Annotated in this window: 16 protein-coding genes; 1 reads left to right on the top strand and 15 read right to left on the bottom strand. The window is 59.5% G+C overall.

The window, feature by feature from the left end:
* The first annotated feature begins 18 nt into the window (after positions 1-18).
* Positions 19-1,917, top strand: coding sequence for an AMP-binding protein (locus AC1DA5_RS08635; protein ID WP_082628525.1), 1,899 nt, complete (start codon positions 19-21; stop codon positions 1,915-1,917).
* A gap of 18 nt (positions 1,918-1,935) precedes the next feature.
* Here AC1DA5_RS08635 and AC1DA5_RS08630 read toward each other — a convergent pair whose 3' ends face one another.
* The 15 genes from AC1DA5_RS08630 to AC1DA5_RS08560 form a co-directional block, all read right to left on the bottom strand.
* Positions 1,936-2,379: a metal-sulfur cluster assembly factor gene (locus tag AC1DA5_RS08630; RefSeq protein WP_227469361.1), complete on the bottom strand. Its 444-nt coding sequence runs from the start codon at positions 2,377-2,379 to the stop codon at positions 1,936-1,938.
* On the bottom strand, positions 2,372-2,842 hold the full coding sequence (gene sufU, locus AC1DA5_RS08625; protein WP_058236814.1) for a Fe-S cluster assembly sulfur transfer protein SufU: 471 nt from the start codon (positions 2,840-2,842) through the stop codon (positions 2,372-2,374). Before sufU ends, AC1DA5_RS08630 begins: the two co-directional genes overlap by 8 nt.
* Positions 2,842-4,122, bottom strand: a complete 1,281-nt coding sequence (locus AC1DA5_RS08620; protein WP_070727345.1) for an aminotransferase class V-fold PLP-dependent enzyme — start codon at positions 4,120-4,122, stop codon at positions 2,842-2,844. Before AC1DA5_RS08620 ends, sufU begins: the two co-directional genes overlap by 1 nt.
* Positions 4,123-4,138: 16 nt before the next feature.
* Positions 4,139-4,888 carry a Fe-S cluster assembly ATPase SufC gene (sufC, locus tag AC1DA5_RS08615; protein ID WP_070727349.1) on the bottom strand — a complete coding sequence of 250 codons (750 nt, stop codon included), beginning with the start codon at positions 4,886-4,888 and terminating at the stop codon, positions 4,139-4,141.
* A 32-nt stretch (positions 4,889-4,920) separates the two neighbouring features.
* Positions 4,921-6,072 (bottom strand): Fe-S cluster assembly protein SufD, encoded by a 1,152-nt coding sequence (gene sufD / locus AC1DA5_RS08610; RefSeq protein ID WP_480289907.1) that lies wholly within the window; start codon positions 6,070-6,072, stop codon positions 4,921-4,923.
* Between the two features lies 1 nt (position 6,073).
* Entirely contained in the window at positions 6,074-7,522 is a 1,449-nt protein-coding gene (gene sufB / locus AC1DA5_RS08605) for a Fe-S cluster assembly protein SufB (protein WP_058236818.1), read from the bottom strand.
* Positions 7,523-7,592: 70 nt separating this feature from the next.
* Positions 7,593-8,288, bottom strand: a complete 696-nt coding sequence (locus tag AC1DA5_RS08600; RefSeq protein WP_070727355.1) for a helix-turn-helix transcriptional regulator — start codon at positions 8,286-8,288, stop codon at positions 7,593-7,595.
* 126 nt (positions 8,289-8,414) lie between these two features.
* On the bottom strand, positions 8,415-9,068 hold the full coding sequence (locus AC1DA5_RS08595; protein WP_480289904.1) for an NUDIX domain-containing protein: 654 nt from the start codon (positions 9,066-9,068) through the stop codon (positions 8,415-8,417).
* Between the two features lie 4 nt (positions 9,069-9,072).
* Positions 9,073-10,077 (bottom strand): copper transporter, encoded by a 1,005-nt coding sequence (locus tag AC1DA5_RS08590; protein WP_480289903.1) that lies wholly within the window; start codon positions 10,075-10,077, stop codon positions 9,073-9,075.
* Between the two features lie 11 nt (positions 10,078-10,088).
* On the bottom strand, positions 10,089-11,270 hold the full coding sequence (gene steA, locus AC1DA5_RS08585; RefSeq protein ID WP_480289901.1) for a putative cytokinetic ring protein SteA: 1,182 nt from the start codon (positions 11,268-11,270) through the stop codon (positions 10,089-10,091).
* Positions 11,263-12,939, bottom strand: coding sequence for a DNA repair protein RecN (gene recN / locus AC1DA5_RS08580; protein WP_480289899.1), 1,677 nt, complete (start codon positions 12,937-12,939; stop codon positions 11,263-11,265). Before recN ends, steA begins: the two co-directional genes overlap by 8 nt.
* Positions 12,940-12,978: 39 nt before the next feature.
* Entirely contained in the window at positions 12,979-13,818 is an 840-nt protein-coding gene (locus tag AC1DA5_RS08575; RefSeq protein WP_058236919.1) for an NAD kinase, read from the bottom strand.
* Positions 13,818-14,654 (bottom strand): TlyA family RNA methyltransferase, encoded by an 837-nt coding sequence (locus AC1DA5_RS08570; RefSeq protein ID WP_070727363.1) that lies wholly within the window; start codon positions 14,652-14,654, stop codon positions 13,818-13,820. The genes AC1DA5_RS08575 and AC1DA5_RS08570 overlap by 1 nt, the downstream gene beginning before the upstream one ends.
* Position 14,655: 1 nt before the next feature.
* Positions 14,656-14,841, bottom strand: a complete 186-nt coding sequence (locus AC1DA5_RS08565) for a hypothetical protein (RefSeq protein ID WP_058236824.1) — start codon at positions 14,839-14,841, stop codon at positions 14,656-14,658.
* A complete protein-coding gene (locus AC1DA5_RS08560) occupies positions 14,834-17,458 on the bottom strand; it encodes an HAD-IIA family hydrolase (protein WP_480289897.1) in 2,625 nt (874 codons plus the stop codon). Before AC1DA5_RS08560 ends, AC1DA5_RS08565 begins: the two co-directional genes overlap by 8 nt.
* Between the last annotated feature and the right edge of the window lie 309 nt (positions 17,459-17,767).

Here is a 17,767-nt window from a genome sequence, read left to right as displayed (position 1 = left end):
CGGTGAGGAGATTGCGCTATGAGTATCGTCGAGCAGGCACACGCCCACTATGAGCCGGGATGTCCGTATGAAATTCCGATCCCGGACACGCCACTGTTCGAACTGCTCAATACGACTGCCCGACTGTACCCGTCGCATGTGGCGCTGGATTACATGGGTGCGACCACGACCTATCGGGAAGTCCTCGCTCAGGTGCTGCGTGCCGCCCAAGTGCTGGTGGATGCTGGCGTGCGAAAGGGCGACGTGGTCGCCATCGCACTGCCGAACTGCCCGCAGGCTTTTGTTGCGTTCTATGCCTGCATGAGGATCGGAGCCGTAGCGGCTGAGCATAATCCGCTCGCACCCGCCCACGAAATTGAAGGCCAGCTCAAGCGTCACCACGCCAAGGTCGCCATTGTGTGGGAAAAATGCGTCGGCTCCTACCCCACTGACGGGTCGATTGACATCGAGAAGGTTTTCACCGTCAATATCGCAGCCGGCCTTCCCACCATTCAGCGCCTCGCACTGAAGTTGCCGGTCGCCAAGGCGAAGCAGATGCATGACAAGATGCGTGGTGAGGTTCCTGATTCGACGCGTTCCTGGGATCATGCAGTGGCCGCTGCTCACAGTATTCGTCGCGATTATCCGCATCCAACTGGCTCAGATCGAGCCGTTATCTTGCACACGGGCGGCACCAACGGTATTCCGAAGTCGGTTCCGCTCACTCACACCAACATCGGCGCCAACGTCAATCAGAACCTGTTCTGGGTGTGGAAGCTGCACGAAGGCGCGGAAACGTTTTTCTCCCTGCTTCCCTACTTCCACGCATTCGGGTTGACGTTCTTCCTGTGTGCTTCCGTCAGGAAGGCGGCGACGCAGGTACTGATGCCGACTTTCGATGCGGCAATGGCTGTTGCTGCGCATCGTCGTCGTGCCGTCACCTTCTTTGTCGGTGTTCCCGCGATGTTTGAGAGGATCCTGAAGGAAGCACGAAAGACGCATACGCCGCTCGACAGCATCCGGTATTCGGTCTCCGGAGCGATGCCGTTGTCCACCGCATTCGCCGACGAATGGGAAGAATATACCGGCGGCATTATCCTGGAGGGCTATGGCTTGTCTGAGACCTCTCCTGTCATCTGCGGATCACCTCTGGGACCAGGCAGGCGACACGGAACTCTAGGCATCCCCTTCGCTTCCACCGAGCTGCGCCTGGTCGACCTTGAGGATCCCACGCGTGATGTCGACGATGGCGAGCCAGGCGAGATCATCGTGCGCGGTCCGCAAGTCTTTGAAGGCTACCTGGATGCTCCCGATGAAACCGCAAAAGTCTTCACACAGGACGGCTGGCTTCGCACAGGCGATATTGGTGTCAACGATGACGGCTTCATCACGCTCGCGGACCGCCGCAAGGAACTCATTTTGTCCGGCGGCTTCAACGTGTATCCCTCGCAGGTCGAGGACGCGATTCGTTCCATGCCGGGGGTGAAGGACGTGGCCGTTGTCGGTCTGCCGAAGGGTGATGAGACCGAGGAAGTGACCGCTGCGCTGATCATGGACGAGGGCGCTCCCCTGATTTCGCTGGATCAGGTCCGCGAATGGGCAGAGCGGTCGATTTCGCACTACGCATTGCCGCGCCAGATCGCGTTCATCTCCACCATGCCGCGTAATCAGCTGGGCAAGGTCATGCGGCGCAAAGTCCGTGAGCAGTTGCTGAATCCGGCAGCAAAGTTGTGGGATTCCACGTCGAAAGCGGTTGAGGACGCCGTCACCCCGGTAGTGAAAGGTGTCAGCGAAGCTGCCACAACGCTCTCCCGCGGAGTATCCGATGCAACCGAGGCAGCGATCCGGTCCTATCAGGAAGAGCAGATCCGCCACGACGCTGCCAAGCGCGCCGCAGATGGACAAACGGATACGGGCAAGAAATCCTCACGCGACTGAGCACAAAAGTGCCGATGCTCAGACGTTGAATCCCAGGGCGCGGAGTTGATCACGCCCATCAGGGGTAATGCGTTCTGGCCCCCAAGCGGGCATCCACACCCAGTTGACCATCACCAGATCCGTGAACGTCTGCAGCACCATCTGCGCCTGCTGTTCGATCACGTCGGTCAGTGGGCATGCAGCAGATGTCAGCGTCATATCCAGCTGGATACTGTCATCTTCACTGACCGTGATGCCGTAGAGCAGGCCCAGGTCAACGATGTTGATTCCCAGCTCGGGGTCGATGACGTCCTTGAGTGCTTCTTCCACGTCTGCGGCGGGAACTGTGCCGTTTTCCACGTAGTCAACGCCGGTGGGCAGTTGTTGCTGTGGTGCGGGGGCAAAGCGCTGTTCGACAGGTTCCGTCTGAGCCATCGGGTTTGCTGACTGCGCACCTTCGGGCGCATAAGGCGTGTCACTCATGGTCGTCTCCTGCTATGTCGATACCAACTTGTGCCAGCGCGTCACGAAGGGCGTACCATCCCAGCAGTGCGCACTTGATTCTGTTTGGGAATTGGCTGGTTCCTTCAAGGGCCACGGCATCCCCCAGCGCGTCCAGGACTGCATCGTCCACACCCTGACCGCGCGAATGCATCATGGTTTCCATATCGGCGTACAGGTCGCGCACCGTGTCAGTCGGTTGGCCTTCGACCATGTCGGAGAGCATCGACAGGCTGGCCTGCGAAATGGAGCAGCCATCCCCGTCCCACACCAGGTGTTCAATTTTTCCGGCATCGTCGACTCTGATGCCTAGGGTCACCTCGTCACCGCATGTGGGGTTGACCTGGTGTGAGGATGCCTGGATGTTGTCCACCGTGCCGCTGCCTCGGCGTTCGCGCGAGTGATCCAGGATCACTTGCTGATACATCTGTTCAAGACTGCTCATTATGCTCCTGTGAAAAATCCTGCTGTTGCGCTCACTGCGTCGATCAGCTGATCGATCTCGGCGCGTGTCGTGGTCACTGTTGCCGTCGCCCGTGTCGATGCACGCTCGCCGAAAAACTGGTGCAACGGGATGGCGCAGTGGTGTCCTACTCGCACCGCAACGTCACGTGAGTCAAGGAACTGGCCCACATCATGTGGGTGGACTCCGTCCATCGTCCAGGCGACGACTGCCAGACGGTCGTGCGTGGATGTCGGTCCCAGGATCTTCACGCCTTCGATGTCGGACAATCCTTCCAGCATCAGTGTGGCCAGTTCCTCTTCGCGCCTGGCAATGGCATCCATTCCAATGGTGGATATGTACTCCAGTGCGCGTGCCCACCCGACCGCCTGTGCCACTGGTTGCGATCCGGCTTCGAAGCAGTCAGGTGCAGGCAGGAACTCAGTGGAATCCATCGTGACAGATGCGACCGTTGAGCCGCCCGTCAGCACTGGTGGCATCGCTTCAAGCAGGTCGCGACGTGACCACAATGCACCAATTCCAGTCGGCCCACACATCTTGTGTGATGACAGAGCAATGAAGTCTGCGCCCAGTGTTGTCACGTCAATTGGAAGGTGCGCAGATGACTGGCATGTATCCAGAACCACCAGTGCGCCGACGTTATGGGCTGCCTGGATGATCGGCTCAATCGGAGTGATCGCTCCGGTCACGTTGGATGCGTGTGTGACGGCGACGACCTTCGTGTTCGGCGTGATGACGTCCAGTGTATCGAGGTCGATTCGTCCCTCGGGATCCAGATCGAGCCACTTGAGCTCGGCTCCGCTGCGCTGGCAGGCCAGCTGCCACGGCACCAGGTTCGAGTGGTGTTCGGCGCGTGAGATCACGACCCGGTCCCCTGCCTGCAGGCTGAAGCGGACATCGTGGCCTGTCGAGTCACCAGCTGACCCGTTCGTCATCGCGTAGGCGACGATGTTGAGTGCTTCAGTGGCGTTCTTCGTCCACACCACTTCGTCCGGCCGCGCTTTGATGAAGCGTGCGACGGTGGCGCGCGCGTCCTCGTACAGTTGCGTTGAGTCATCTGACAGCACGTGGGTACCGCGATGCACGGCACCGTTGTGGTGCCGGTAAAAGTCAGTAACCGCGTCTATGACGCACGAGGGTTTTTGAGATGTGGCTGACGCGTCAAAGTAGGCGATGGGGCCACCCGCCCTACCGCGCCGCGTCAGGTACGGGAAGTCCTGACGAATCTCATCGACGGTGAACGCGCCGATCGTCTCACTCACAATCTGCTCCTACTGCTTACTGAAGGTATGAGTCGTACCCTGTTTCTTCCAGTTGTTCAGCCAGTTCCGGGCCGCCTTGAGCGGCAACGTGACCGTCAACAAACACGTGCACATGGCTGGGTTGAATGTAACGCAGGATTCGCGTGTAGTGCGTGATCAGCATGATCCCGCAGTTCGTGGACTCGTGGACCCGGTTGACACCCTCGGAGACGATCCTCAGCGCATCCACGTCAAGGCCGGAGTCAGTCTCGTCAAGAATGGCGAACGAGGGGCGCAGCATCTCCATCTGCAAAATTTCGAGGCGCTTCTTTTCACCACCGGAGAAGCCCACGTTGACGTCACGCTCAGCGAAAGCCGGTTCGATGCGCAATTTCTCCATCGCGGCGTTCATGTCCTTGACCCAGGTCCGGATACTCGGCGCCTTCCCGTCGATCGCGGTCTTGGCGGAGCGCAGGAAGTTCGACACTGACACGCCCGCCACTGCCACGGGGTACTGCATCGCCAGGAACAGGCCGCTGCGGGCGCGCTCATCAACGGTCATGTCCACAATGTTGTGACCATCGAGGTAGGCGGCGCCTTCGGTCACCTCGTAGGCTGGATGACCGGCCAGCGCGTAGGCGAGTGTGGATTTGCCTGATCCGTTCGGTCCCATGATGGCGTGGATCTCGCCAGATTCGATGGTGAGGTCGACACCTTTGAGGATCTGTTTCGTGCCCTCAGGTGTTTCTACGTTGACGTGAAGGTTCTGAATTTCCAAAGTCGACATGTCGCGTTCTTTCTCTTACGTTCGAGGGCGGCTCAGCGTCCCGTAACTTCAAGTTCTCTTTCAACCGATTCCATCAGATGCTTTTCAATGGCCGGAACACCGATCTGGTCAATCAGTTCCGCGAAGAATCCTCGCACCACGAGGCGACGGGCATCTTCCTCGGTGATTCCGCGGCTCATCAGGTAGAACAATTGTTCATCGTCAAAGCGTCCTGTCGCTGATGCATGTCCTGCTCCGGCGATCTCACCGTTTTCAATCTCAAGGTTGGGAACTGAATCAGCATGAGCGCCTTCGGTCAAAATGAGGTTACGGTTCAGCTCATAGGTGTCTGTTCCGTCAGCAGGTTCCTGGATGAGGCAGTCACCAATCCACACCGAGTGCGCATCCTTACCCTGCAGGGCGCCTTTATACGTCACGCGTGAGTAGCAGTTGGGTGCTGAGTGGTCCACGAACACACGGTGTTCCAGGTGTTGTCCTCCGTCCACGAAGTACACGCCCAGCATAGTCAGTTCAGCGCCCGGCCCTTCAAAGTCGGTATCGGCGCACAGGCGAACCGTATCGCCACCCAGTGTGACCACGATGTGACGCACTTTCGCGTTCTTGCCAATGCGGATGCGGTGGTTCGACGCGTGTACAACACTGTCGTCCCATTCCTGCAGGGACACGAACGTTAACGAGGCGTTCTCACCGGTAGTGATCTCAATGCCCTGGTTGATTCGCGCGTCGGCGCTGTCCGTGTGGTTGAGGATCACTGTGGATTCGCTGTGTGCGCCAGCGTCGATGACCAGGTGCTGGCTGCGTTGGTCAGAGGCCGTATCCACCGTAATAAGAATTGGATCGTCGATGCGTTGTCCGGCTGGAACGGACACGACCTGAGCATCATGGAACGTATTCCATTCAACTACCGCGGTCCTGTCACCAGGAGCCAGCACGGTGCCCACGCGTGAATCGTTTCGCGAGACGGTTTCAACGCAGACGCCTTCGGGAGCTTCCACAGTCAGCGGAGCGTCCTCGGTATCGTAGTTGGCCGGGTCGAACAACATCGAGATACGGCGCATCGGGGTAAATCGCCAGTCTTCTTCCTTGCCTTTGGGCACGGGAATATCGTCGAGGTTGAACGACGTCGGCCGATCTGCGCGCGATGGGTGTGGGCTGACGTGATCTTCGCGATGGTCTTGAGCCAACTCAGCCCACCGATCCTTCCATTTGTAGTTCGATGAGGCGGTTCAGTTCGAGTGCGTACTCCATGGGGAGTTCCTTCGCAATAGGCTCGACGAATCCGCGCACAATCATGGCCATAGCTTCGTTTTCATCCAGGCCGCGACTCATCAGGTAGAACAGCTGATCTTCTGACACTTTCGAGACGGTGGCCTCGTGCCCCATTTCCACGTCGTCGGTGCGCACATCCACATACGGGTATGTGTCGGTGCGGGAGATCTTATCGACCAGCAGCGCGTCGCACAGAACATTCGACTTGGAGTGGCGCGCACGCGCATTGACCTGCACGAGGCCTCGATACGAGGTGCGCCCACCCCCTCGTGACACTGATTTGGAGACAATGGACGAGGACGTGTGCGGCGCCATGTGCACCATCTTCGCACCCGTGTCCTGGTTCTGGCCGGGGCCGGCAAAACCGATTGACAGTGTTTCGCCTCGGGCGTGGTCACCCATGAGGAAGCACGCGGGGTACTTCATCGTGATCGCGGAGCCCATGTTGCCATCGATCCACTCCATCGTTCCACCCTCGTCAACGATGGCACGCTGAGTCACCAGGTTGAGCACGTTGGTCGACCAGTTCTGGATGGTCGTGTATCGCACGCGGGCATCCTTGCGCACGAAGATTTCCACGACTGCGGCGTGCAGCGAGTTGGAGTCGTAAATCGGGGCCGTGCAGCCCTCGACGTAGTGAACGTAGGAACCTTCGTCCGCTACGATCAGCGTGCGCTCAAACTGGCCCATCGCTTCGGTGTTGATGCGGAAGTAGGCCTGCAGAGGGATCTCAACGTGGACGCCCGGTGGCACGTACACGAATGAGCCACCCGACCATGCTGCCGTGTTGAGTGCTGCGAACTTGTTGTCACCTGAAGGTACCGAGTGCCCGAAGTATTCCTTGAAGATCTCGGGGTATTCACGCAGGCCGGTGTCGGTGTCCATGAAGACGACGCCTTGCTTCTCCAGATCAGACTGAATCTGCTGGTAAACAACTTCAGATTCGTACTGCGCGGCCACGCCTGCGACCAGACGCTGTTTTTCCGCTTCGGGAATGCCCAGGCGGTCATAGGTCTGACGAATGTCTTCGGGCAGGTCGTTCCAGTCTTTAACCTGACGGTCGGTGGGACGCACGTAGTACTTGAAGTCACCGAAGTCGATGTCGGACAGGTCGGGACCCCATGCCGGCATGGGTTTGCGCTCGAAGATCTCCAGAGCTTTCAGTCGGCGCTCCAACATCCATTCGGGTTCATTCTTTTCGGCCGAAATGTGGCGCACCACCTGCTCGTTGATGCCTTTGGGAACATCATGTGAGTAGTCGTCCTTGTCGTGCCATCCAAATTCGTATGCACCGATGGATTCGATAATCGCTTCATCACTTCTGCGCTTATCCTCAGATGAAACGATTGGCGGTGACTGGCTCATATTGTCCTTTCCTCAGTGACTTGACTGGCGTCAAGATCGTGACTTTGCCGCTGTGTCAAAAGCACTCACGCTATCGCCTGAGAGCCGCCAACGCAGAGCGCCGGATTGTGGGGGCACCCACGGGAATATGCGTGGTGCATACGTGCTCCCCTCCGGCCAAGGTGGCCAAACGTTGAACATGCACGTCCAGCAGACGCGCAAAGGCTTGGGTTTCCGCTTCGCACAATTGTGGGAAGTCATCGGCTACCTGCTGGATCGGGCAGTGACCCTGACATAGCTGGATTGCGAAGGTGCCATCGCCAATGTCGCGCACTGTCGCTGCGTAACCGTCCTGGGTGAGCGCGTCAGCCAGAGCCTGTGCGCGCACTTTCGGGTCGTTCCCTGCTTCACGCACGATCGGCGCGTATCGACGTTCGATTTCGCGTGAGCGGGCAGCGGCAAATGAGTCAATGGCCGGGCCCCCTCCGACCTGTCCCAGGTAGCCCAGAGCCTTGACAGCCAACTCGGAGTATCCCTCTGGGAGCCTGTCGTGTGCTCGCTCGGTTGCCACGTAGTGACGCGCTGGTCGCCCTCGTCCACGCTTTTCAGTCGAGTAGTCCTGATACTGAACGATTTCTCCAGCGTCCTGCAAAATGGTGATGTGCCGTCTGACCGCCGCCGTGGTCAGATCCAGGATCTTCGCGATGACCGTAGCGGTCACGGGACCTTTTTCGACGATTAGGTCGAGCACCTGCTCGCGGGTGCCGATTTCAGTCGGCTCTCCCATGACTGTCCTCCTTATCGCCGTCAGTAACTACCCCACCAGTGTACGGCTTTTAGCAACACGATGCTTTCTAAATTACGGCGATTGAGATCACTTGCACGCTATAAGGAGGATTCGAGTCTGGAGCAGTCAGTTCTGACGCGCAGAACGCATCCACGGCGCGTCGCTGGCACGCAGGGTCTGCCACCCGTGGGCGCGCGCAGCGAAGGTGGCGAGGATTCCCACGCAGGCTGAAGGGTTATGCAGATTTCCCGCAGCAACGAGGCGAACAGCTTCATCCAGGTTGACCCAGCGGGTCACCATCGCCGCTTCCTCATCCTCACGCTCGAAGGTGGTGCCAGTCGGAGAAACATCGCGGGCAAGGAAGATCCGCAGAGATTCTTCGGATCCTCCAGGTGAGGTGAAGTAATCGACGAGGACATCCCAGCGCTCGGCCTTCTGATCCGTTTCTTCAGCAAGTTCGCGTTTGGCCGCTGTCAGGGGGTCTTCACCCTCGATATCGAGAAGGCCGGCCGGTATCTCCCACAGGTGCGCGCCTACTGGATGGCGGTACTGGTATTCCAGCAGTACTTCCTCATTACCGTCCTCACCGCGCAATGCGACGATGCCGACTGCGCCTGGATGCGACAGGTACTGGCGAATCACTGAGTGAGAGTCGTCAAGGATGACCTCGTCTTCAGCCATGTCAAAGACTTTGCCGCGCCATACGATGTCGTGACTGGCGACGGGTGCGCTTCCGCTGCGATCAGCGATGGGTATGTGTTCATCCTCGTGTGCCGTCACGGTGTTACTCTCCTCCGCTTTGTGACTGGGCTCCGTCTGCCGGTTCGTTGTGTGGCGCGGGTGGAGCCGCTTGCCGGCCTGAGAGCTGAAGATCTGGGAACACGCTGGTGGCGCTGTCCTCGCCGCCCAGTGCGCGTGGCTGAGCCTGGGCGCTCGGAAGTGCGAGAACTGTTGTCAGCGTGGCGATCGCTGTTCCTACGGAATCAACGGTGGTGATTGGAGCGTTCTGTGCACGCAGCTGGGCAATCATCGCGTCCGCATCACCGGCATCACCCACGATCACGCCGGGGTTGGGCGCACTTGCCAATGCGCGAGCCATTCCGACCCATGCGCTCGAAGAAGTCGGGCCTCCTGTGCCGCTCTGGGCGTCCTGCGCAGTTGCCATTCCAGCCTTCATCGTGCGCGGCCCGACCAGAATCAGGGTGTCAGCCTGACCGCCCTCGGATTCATCGAAGGTGACAATGGGACGCGAATCATCGGTCAGGATGTCACGGAGCAGATCCTGGTTGGCGCCAGAGGAGGTCATAATAGTCACGATGGCCTGCCCGATCACTCCGTCACTGGTCAGATCTGCCGGAACGTCACCGGCGAGGTTGGTCTCAACTGGCGTGGCCAGCGTATTGCGATACTCGGTCATGGACTGAGAATCCCAGTTGTCTGTCAGTGTTGCGACGCTGACAACTGTTGCACCGGCTTTGCTCAGCATAGTCTTGAGTTGCTCGATATCAGCAGGATCGGTGGCCGCCATTTTCAGCAGACCAATATTGCGTCCTTCGAGGGTTCCTGGCACAATCTCGTCGCCCATTTGCGCAACGGCTGCTTCTGACAGCTTGAGGCTGTGTTCGGCTTCTTCGAGTTGTTCCTGAGCGGTTCGCTGCGCCTGTGCGCGCGATGAGCTCAGTGCGTCATCGAGCCGTACCTGCAGGGGGCCGGCACCGAGGATCACGCCCACGCACAGCGCGATGAAGATCGCGATGATGGAGACTAGGTGATAGCGAAAATTAACCATGATGACCTCTTTTAACTGCTCCCTGCGCTGAAGGGCCACCAGCTTGCGACCCAATGGGCTACGACTTCCATAGCACCCTGCCCCCACGGTGTGGACCACAGTGCCGCACCGGCCAGCAGGACGGCGACGATAACGAATACGATCAGCCAGAACGCTGAAATGCGTGGACGGTAGGTTTCGCGAATGGCACGCGATGAGATAAGCGCGTCGCCTGCCTTGAGACGCGTGAAGAAGGTTGACGCCATTCCGGCGCGTCCGCGATCGAGGAAATCCTGGAGTGTCAGGTGAATACCGATCGTGGCGATCACGGAGGCACGTTGCGTGGCAGCCAGAATGATCGCTGCATCCTCACTGGTCCCAGATGCGGTCATTACTTCGTAGGAGCGTCCCTGTCGGTTGAGGCGTTCGCGTCCTGGAGCGGTGCCGTCACGGTTCTCCCGCACCACTAGTTCAGCCCCGCATCCCAACGCCTTTTCTGAGACCGCATCCATGTCGGCCACGATGATGTGGGGCTTCATGCGTTCGCGAAGCAGCAGGTCCGCTCCCCCGTCAACGCCGACCAGGATGGGGTTGGTATCGCGAATCCAGCGACGCAGCCCTTTGAGTTCCTTGACAGAATCTTCAGCCTTATTCACCAGGAGAACCGGGCGACCCTGCATCTTGGTGCGCAGGGTCGGAATCCCTTTTTCGTGGTAGAGCAGGTCAGATTCGCGCTCAAAATAGTCATCTGTGAATTCATCGAACGCTTCGATCTGAGTGCTCAGACCCAGGCGTGCTTCCTCGCGTGCGCGCAGGTCGTCCTCGTCAGTCATCACGTGGCCGGATGCGATCAGTCGATCATCTTGCGTCACCTCTGTGCCGCTGATCGTGATGGTGTCTCCCTCACGCAGGGTCATAATGTCAGAACCCAGGTCATCGAGCAACAAAATGCCTGCTTTGAGGACGAGGGCTGGACCGAGGTTCGGGTAGCGGCCGGTAGAGGACGCTGACGCGTTCAAAATTGCTGTGGGTTGTGCGTCAATGAGCAGTCGGGCGGTGGCCCGGTCCAAGTCAGGCCTGTCGATAACCGCAATTTCACCGGCTTCGAGGCGCCGGGCGAGCCGCACGGGATTCTCGTCGATGCGAATCCGTGCCCTCACATCCGCATCGCTGGGAGCCTGCGATGGTGGCATACCTGTCTCATTGTCACTCACAGGGCGATTGTGGCACGGTTGCGGCCAGAATCAATTCTTTCGCGTGACGGCGTGCCGTTTCTGAGGTGGTCGGCGAGCCGGTCATTCGCACGATCTCGTCGATGCGTTCTTCCCCGTCAACGCATGTCACACGCGCAGTTCCACCCTCTTTGTGCACTACCAGGTGGGTGTCTCCATAGGCTGCCACCTGAGCCAGGTGGGTGACCACGATCACCTGGTGTACGCGTGCCAGCCGTGCCAGTCGCGCGCCCACCTCTGTGGCTGTGCGCCCACCGATTCCGGCGTCGACCTCGTCAAAGACGAAGGTGCGGGGCGTCGCACGATGCGAGAGCGCCACTTCCAGTGCCAGCATGACGCGTGAAAGCTCGCCACCTGATGCTCCGCGAGACACTGGCCGGGCGGGCGCGTCAGGATGAGGCTGCAGCATGAATGTGATGTCTTCACACCCCGTGGAGTTGGGTTTACGGTGCATCAGTTCGACGTTCAGGTGTGCCCCTTTCATCGCCAGTGCTGCCAGCTCGGCATCGACGTGCTCGCTGAGTTCGTCTGCGAGGTGCCGGCGGGAGGTGCTCAGGCGCTCCCCCAGTTCCAGTACGCGCTGCTGAGCCTGCGCAAGTTCAGCGGCGAGGGAGTCTTCGTTGACATCCGGATCTGTCAGTTCTTCAAGTTCAGCGCGCGCCTGAGCTTCCCATTCAAGCAGCTGAGTGGCATCTGCGGCCCGCCCCTGCAGCAGGCGATTCAGGTCGGCGCGCCGTTGGTGCAACGCGTTAAGACGCTCCGGGTCGGCGTTCAGTGTGGACAGGTAGGCCTCGGCATCATCTGCCAGCGAGTCGGCATCAAGACGCAGAGTGTGGGCACGCTGGGCGAACGAATCGAGCGTGGAATCAAAACGCGAGGCATCTGCGAATGCGGCCTGGACGCGGTGCAGCAGATCGATCAGGTGGGTCTCGTCAGATTCACCGCGCAGACATGCGTAGGCCAGAGCCACCTGGGCGCGCAGATCCTCAACGTTGGTCAGTCTTTCAGTCTGAGTGCGCAGATCGTCGTCTTCACCCGGATACGGGTCCAGCTGGCGGATCTGGTCAGTGATGCGGGTCAGTTCCTCAATGCGTGTCGCACGTTCGTCGGCGTGCGAGCGCGCCATGTCCAGGCGTTTTTTCGCATCGACTGCTGTTTTCCAGGCTTGCGCGTAGTCGCGGAGAAGCTCCTGGTGCTGATCGTCGCCTGTCTCATCGAGAGTGGCGCGCTGGACGGATGCCTGACGTAGACGCATCTGGTCGGCCTGGCCGTGAATCGTGACGAGGCTATCGCCAATATCAGCAAGAATGGATACCGGGATGGGGCGTCCTGCAAGGTGGGCGCGTGATCGACCCTTGGCACTAACCGTTCTGGACACGATGAGCTCACCGTCTTCGACGTTGGCTCCAAGCTCCTGGGCGCGTGCGGCAACCATGTCATCGACTTCGAAAATGCCGTCTACTTCGGCCTGCTCACACCCCTGACGCACGGTCTGAGAATCGGCCCGAGTGCCGAGCAAAAGTGACAGTGAGGTCAACACCATCGTCTTACCGGCTCCGGTTTCACCGGTGACAACAGTCAGGCCAGGTGAAAATTGCACGTCGGCTTCGTCAATGACGCCCAGGGACTTGATGCGGAGCGCATCGATCACGTTGGCCTCCTCTCGCCTCTCCAGCTCTCACGTGACAGATTAACGCTCGGATGGGCGTTTCCTCCAACCATCCACAGGCAGCTGGAATCGTTTGACCAGTCGCGTAGAAAATGGAGTGTCATCGAGGCGCAGCAGGTGGACGGGGCGACATCCTCGTGTGGCAGTGATGGTTGTTCCGCTGGGGACGGTGCGCTGACGCAGACCGTCGCACCACACTTCTGGCGCACTCCATGCATCTTCGAGGATATTGACGCTGAGCACTGACGAAGGGCTGACAACAAGTGGCCGCGTGAACAGGCCATGCGCGGCCAGCGGAGCCATGATGATTGCCTCCGTGTCGGGCCATACCACTGGCCCGCCAGCAGAGAACGAATATGCAGTTGAGCCGGTGGGTGTGGAGAAGATGATGCCGTCCGCCCCGTAGGTGGATACAGCCTGTCCGTCCACTCCGAATCCCAAGTGGACCGGGTGCGCCACGTCCGTGTGCATGACGACTGCTTCGTTCAGCGCCCAGTCGTGCCATTCGGTGCCATCGGGGAAGTGCGCATGGATGTCGAGCGTCATGCGCGTATCCATGGTGTAACGCCCATCTGCAATCATGTCAACAACTGACAGGATGCCGTCCGCAGACACTTCCGCAAGGAAGCCCATGTGCCCCATGTTGATGCCGAGCAACGGTGCGTCGAATTTCCGGGCGTATTCTGCTGCGGCAAGAATCGTGCCGTCGCCTCCTGTGGCCAGCACCAGGTCGATATCGCCGGTGCAGTCTCCTTCAGGCACCACGTCAATGTCGCGTACCGAAAGTTCACGTGCTGCTGCCTGGGCGGCTGCCTGTGCTTCTGGGCGGTTGATGTGGCGCACCAGCATGACGCGCTGAATCACGAATGTTTCCTTCCCTTCACTGCCGGCCCTTCCTGTACTGCTCTGACAATCCGATTGTGCAGGTTTTGCTCCAAGATCGCATCCGGATGGCCTGAGCGCATCGCCAGGAAATACTCGACATTACCGGCAGGACCCGGCAACGGTGAAGCCTGAACGGCGTATATATCCAACCCATTGCTACGCGCACATTGCGCGACTTTTTCCACCGTTTCCACGTGCTGATCGGGGTCACGCACCACGCCTCCGTGGCCGAGCCTGTCTTTGCCGATCTCAAATTGAGGCTTGACCATCAACAGGTAGTCCGCGTCGGGTGTTGCCACGGAAATCAGCGGCGGGATCACCAGTGTCAGTGAAATGAACGATAAGTCGGACACCACCAGGTCAACGGGTGGCGTGATATCAGCGGGCGTGAGCGTGCGAATATTGGTGCGATCACGCACCTCGACGCGAGGGTCCGACTGCAGCTTCCAGGCAAGCTGCCCATATCCCACGTCAACAGCGATCACCTGCTGTGCGCCTCGCCGCAACAGGACGTCAGTAAACCCGCCCGTCGATGCTCCCGCATCCAGACACCGTCGCCCCTGTATGCGCGGTGCTGATTTTCCGAGGGCGTCCAGCGCGCCGGCAAGTTTGTAGGCACCGCGTGAAGCGTAGTCGACGGCGTCCCCCTCGGTAATGACGATTGCCTGTGCAGGATCCATTTGTCGAGCCGGCTTGAGCACCACCTGCCCGTCGAGTTTGACGCGCCCATCGTGGATAAGTTCCTGAGCGTGGGTGCGTGAGCGTGCCAGGTGGCGGCGCACCAGTTCGGAGTCGATTCTCCTGAGTTTCATCTCAGCGGCTCACGTGCTCGAGGGCAGCACGAAGCTGCGCATCGAATCCTGCCAGCGTGCGTACCTGAATCTGTGCGCTTGCCTCGTTCAATCCGTCGAGTTCGACTTCTCCGTTGGGAATTGTGACCGCGTCCTCACGATCATGCGGATCATGAGGGCGCGGTGTCACGGGGTCGTTCTCACTCACTGGCGCTGTCCTGCGACACGTCCTGCGCGCTGTCCGCTGCGGCAGCGTCATCCTCGCTTTCAGCGGTCTTCACGCCGGTCTCGTCATCTGCGCCCTCGCGCAGCAGAGCTTCGAGTTCTTCTTCACCAGGAAGGAACGCCGGGATCGGATTGTTTGTGCTGAGGGCTTCCTCTTCGACTTCGGAATCCGGGCGCGTATCTTCAGCCAATTCCGCGTCAATGGCGTCTGAAACCTCGGGATTTTCCGCTTCGTCTTCCGATTCGTCCTGAGGTTCAGGCGGGGTCACAATCCCTGCCGGATCGTCGTTGGGCACAACCGTCAATTCCGGGCACCGCACGGGCTCATCTGATTCGACAGCCCACGCTGCGGCTGCCAGCGCACGATACGAATCCAGGGTGACCGTGGTCGGTTCAGTCAACTCGATACCGTCCAGGCGCAGCGTGCCCCACTTGGTCACCGATGCTACCTGGGAGTACCCACAGGTCCACGTGTTGTCCTTGTGATGTTTGGGATGAGGATGAGCCTCGTTCAACCCTCGCATGTCAAGGGCGAGGTAGGTGGGTCGCTGACCCTTTCGTGCCCGAATCACATCTGCTGCCTGATGGACACCGGTAAGCACGTGAAGGGCAGGGTAGCCAGCTGAGACAGCGCCGGCAATATCGGTTTCGAGTCGGTCTCCCACGCTCAGTGGATTGTGTGCTTCGACCAGGTTCGCACCGCGTTGGTAGATTCCGGGCGTCGGCTTACCTGCCGCGGTTGCACGCTGTTTGGTGGCATGTTCTACGGCGGTCACCAGAGAGCCGTTTCCGAGGGCAAAGCCTTCTTCTGTCGGCAGTGTGGAGTCCATATTGGAGGCAAAGAATCGGGCGCCGGCCTGAATCGCGTAGGCAGCCTGCGACATCTGTTCCCAGCCGACAGTTCGGTCCAGTCCCATGACGACTGCATCTGGCTGGTCACTTGCACGTTCAACGAGGGTGAATCCAGCTTTTTCGAGAGCTTCGCGCAGTCCGGGACCACCAACCATAAAGACCTTGGCGCCGTCATCGAGCTCGTCGCTCATAATAGCCGCCACGTCCATCGCGGATGTCATGATCATGGATTCGTCCGCTTCGAATCCCATCGAATTCAGCTTTTCAGCGACTGCCTGAGGCGGACGTGAGGCATTATTGGTCACGAACACCGTCTTGATGCCGTTCTCACGCGCGGCGACGACGGACGGGGCCGCATGCTCAATGGGGTCTGACCCCATCCATGCCACGCCGTCCAGGTCAAGCAACGCTGTGTCAAAGAGACTGGACAGTGGTTCGTCGGTTCCGTGCAACGTGCTGCCACGCTTGGTGACATCCGCATCAGCAATCATTTCGATGTCCACGATGTCGGGATCTTCGATTTCTGGCGGCATCGATTCTTCGACTTGAGTGGCTTCCTCGTCGCGCCCCAGTTCGCGCAGACGATCGGCTTTGACGCTCATCAGGCGGCGCACATATTCGGTGTCGGCATCTTCAGGCAAGGCTGCCAGCGCATCATCGACCAGCACCAGGCCGACTTCGTTTTGTCCTAGATCCGCACGCGCACCAGACGAAACGAGGACGAGTTCGACCTGTTCACCCAGGTCAAGAGCGGCGGTGTCGGTCTTGTCAATAATGTCAACTGCTCGTTCTGGATGGCCCAGTCCGCGTTCACAGTCCGCTTCCACAGCGCGCAGAGACTGGTCTCCGCGCATGCGTCGCACGGCTCGCACCTCACGCAGTGCTTCTTCATAGCGTCCCGATGCGTAGGCAGTCAATGCGGCTGCTTCGCGTACTGTATCGACACGACCGGCTCGCTTGGCTGCGGCGCGGGCATGCTCGTAGGCCTGCTCGGGATCCAGATCAATGAGTTGACCGGCCATAACGAGGTGGCGTGCCACGATGTCATGGTTAGCTCCCGATAGCGTCTTGAGTGAACGCAGGGCTTCAGAGTCGAGTTCACTGGCTGATACGCCGGCTGGAATTGTCGGCTCATCACCGTGAGGTGACACGTATTCTTCGGTGCTCGCGTAGTTGGCATCGCCGCGCTGATTGTTTCCTCGGTCGTGACGTGAACCGGAGCGGTCATCGCGCCTGCGGTCTCCACGATCGTTTCGGTCGAAACGGCTGCCACGTTCGGAGTGGTCATGACGGTCATTCCGATCGCCTCGGTCTGACCGATTCCTGCCTTTACCGTCACCTCGTCTGTTGAAGCGCTTTCTGCCATCGCGGTCGAAACCGTCAGAACGTCCGCCGCGACGATCGTCACGTTCTCTAAAGCCGCGCCCCTCGCCATGACGGTCGCGGTCACGGTCTGAGCGGTTGAAGCTGCCGCGTTTGAAATCACGGTCATTGTCGCGCTGCTGCCATTGTCCGCTTCCGCGTCGTGACTCACCGTCGCGTCGGAAACCACCGTCACGCTGAAAACCACCGTCTCGCCGTGATTCGCCGTCATCGAAGCGACGATTGCGTGACTGGTAGCCACCGGAAGAGCGTCGACCTCCCTGGTCATCTCGACGGCCGAAGCCTCGGCGGTCTGAGGAGCCCCTCCATGAACGCTCGCCTCGTGAGCGGAAGTCGTTCGATCGATCGTGTCGTTCGTCTGCCATGAATGGTCTCCCCTATTCGTCTGTGTCCCGCCCTATCTACGGAGCTGCTTCACACGTTAATACTGCTGTTAATGCTACCTGATATGCGCTGACATACCTGTCAGCTCATGAATTTCGTGCGCAGATACACGTCTGAGGCGGGCAGTTGCCCGTGCACTACTATGTTGGTTGACTGGGTATCCGGTCGGTCAGCCCCGCTGGGTGTGCGGGCTTGCGTGTGCGCGTAAAAAAGGGGGGGGTGGGGTACGTGCCTGTCTCCAGGCCTGTACCCCACCCCCAACTCACGGTTGATTGCGGCAGTGTCTTACT

The organism is Pauljensenia sp. C0254C2, from assembly GCF_056583835.1.
The sequence above is the reverse complement of the archived record's forward strand: the minus strand, read 5'-3'. Positions and strand labels throughout refer to the sequence as shown.

Bases quoted from the DNA above. Each gene is read 5' to 3' on its own strand.
- AC1DA5_RS08635 (WP_082628525.1), top strand. From the start codon at position 19: ATGAGTATCGTCGAGCAGGCACACGCCCACTATGAGCCGGGATGTCCG.
- AC1DA5_RS08630 (WP_227469361.1), bottom strand. From the start codon at position 2,379: ATGAGTGACACGCCTTATGCGCCCGAAGGTGCGCAGTCAGCAAACCCG.
- sufU (WP_058236814.1), bottom strand. From the start codon at position 2,842: ATGAGCAGTCTTGAACAGATGTATCAGCAAGTGATCCTGGATCACTCG.
- sufC (WP_070727349.1), bottom strand. From the start codon at position 4,888: ATGTCGACTTTGGAAATTCAGAACCTTCACGTCAACGTAGAAACACCT.
- sufB (WP_058236818.1), bottom strand. From the start codon at position 7,522: ATGAGCCAGTCACCGCCAATCGTTTCATCTGAGGATAAGCGCAGAAGT.
- AC1DA5_RS08600 (WP_070727355.1), bottom strand. From the start codon at position 8,288: ATGGGAGAGCCGACTGAAATCGGCACCCGCGAGCAGGTGCTCGACCTA.
- AC1DA5_RS08590 (WP_480289903.1), bottom strand. From the start codon at position 10,077: ATGGTTAATTTTCGCTATCACCTAGTCTCCATCATCGCGATCTTCATC.
- AC1DA5_RS08570 (WP_070727363.1), bottom strand. From the start codon at position 14,654: ATGAAACTCAGGAGAATCGACTCCGAACTGGTGCGCCGCCACCTGGCA.
- AC1DA5_RS08560 (WP_480289897.1), bottom strand. From the start codon at position 17,458: ATGGCAGACGAACGACACGATCGATCGAACGACTTCCGCTCACGAGGC.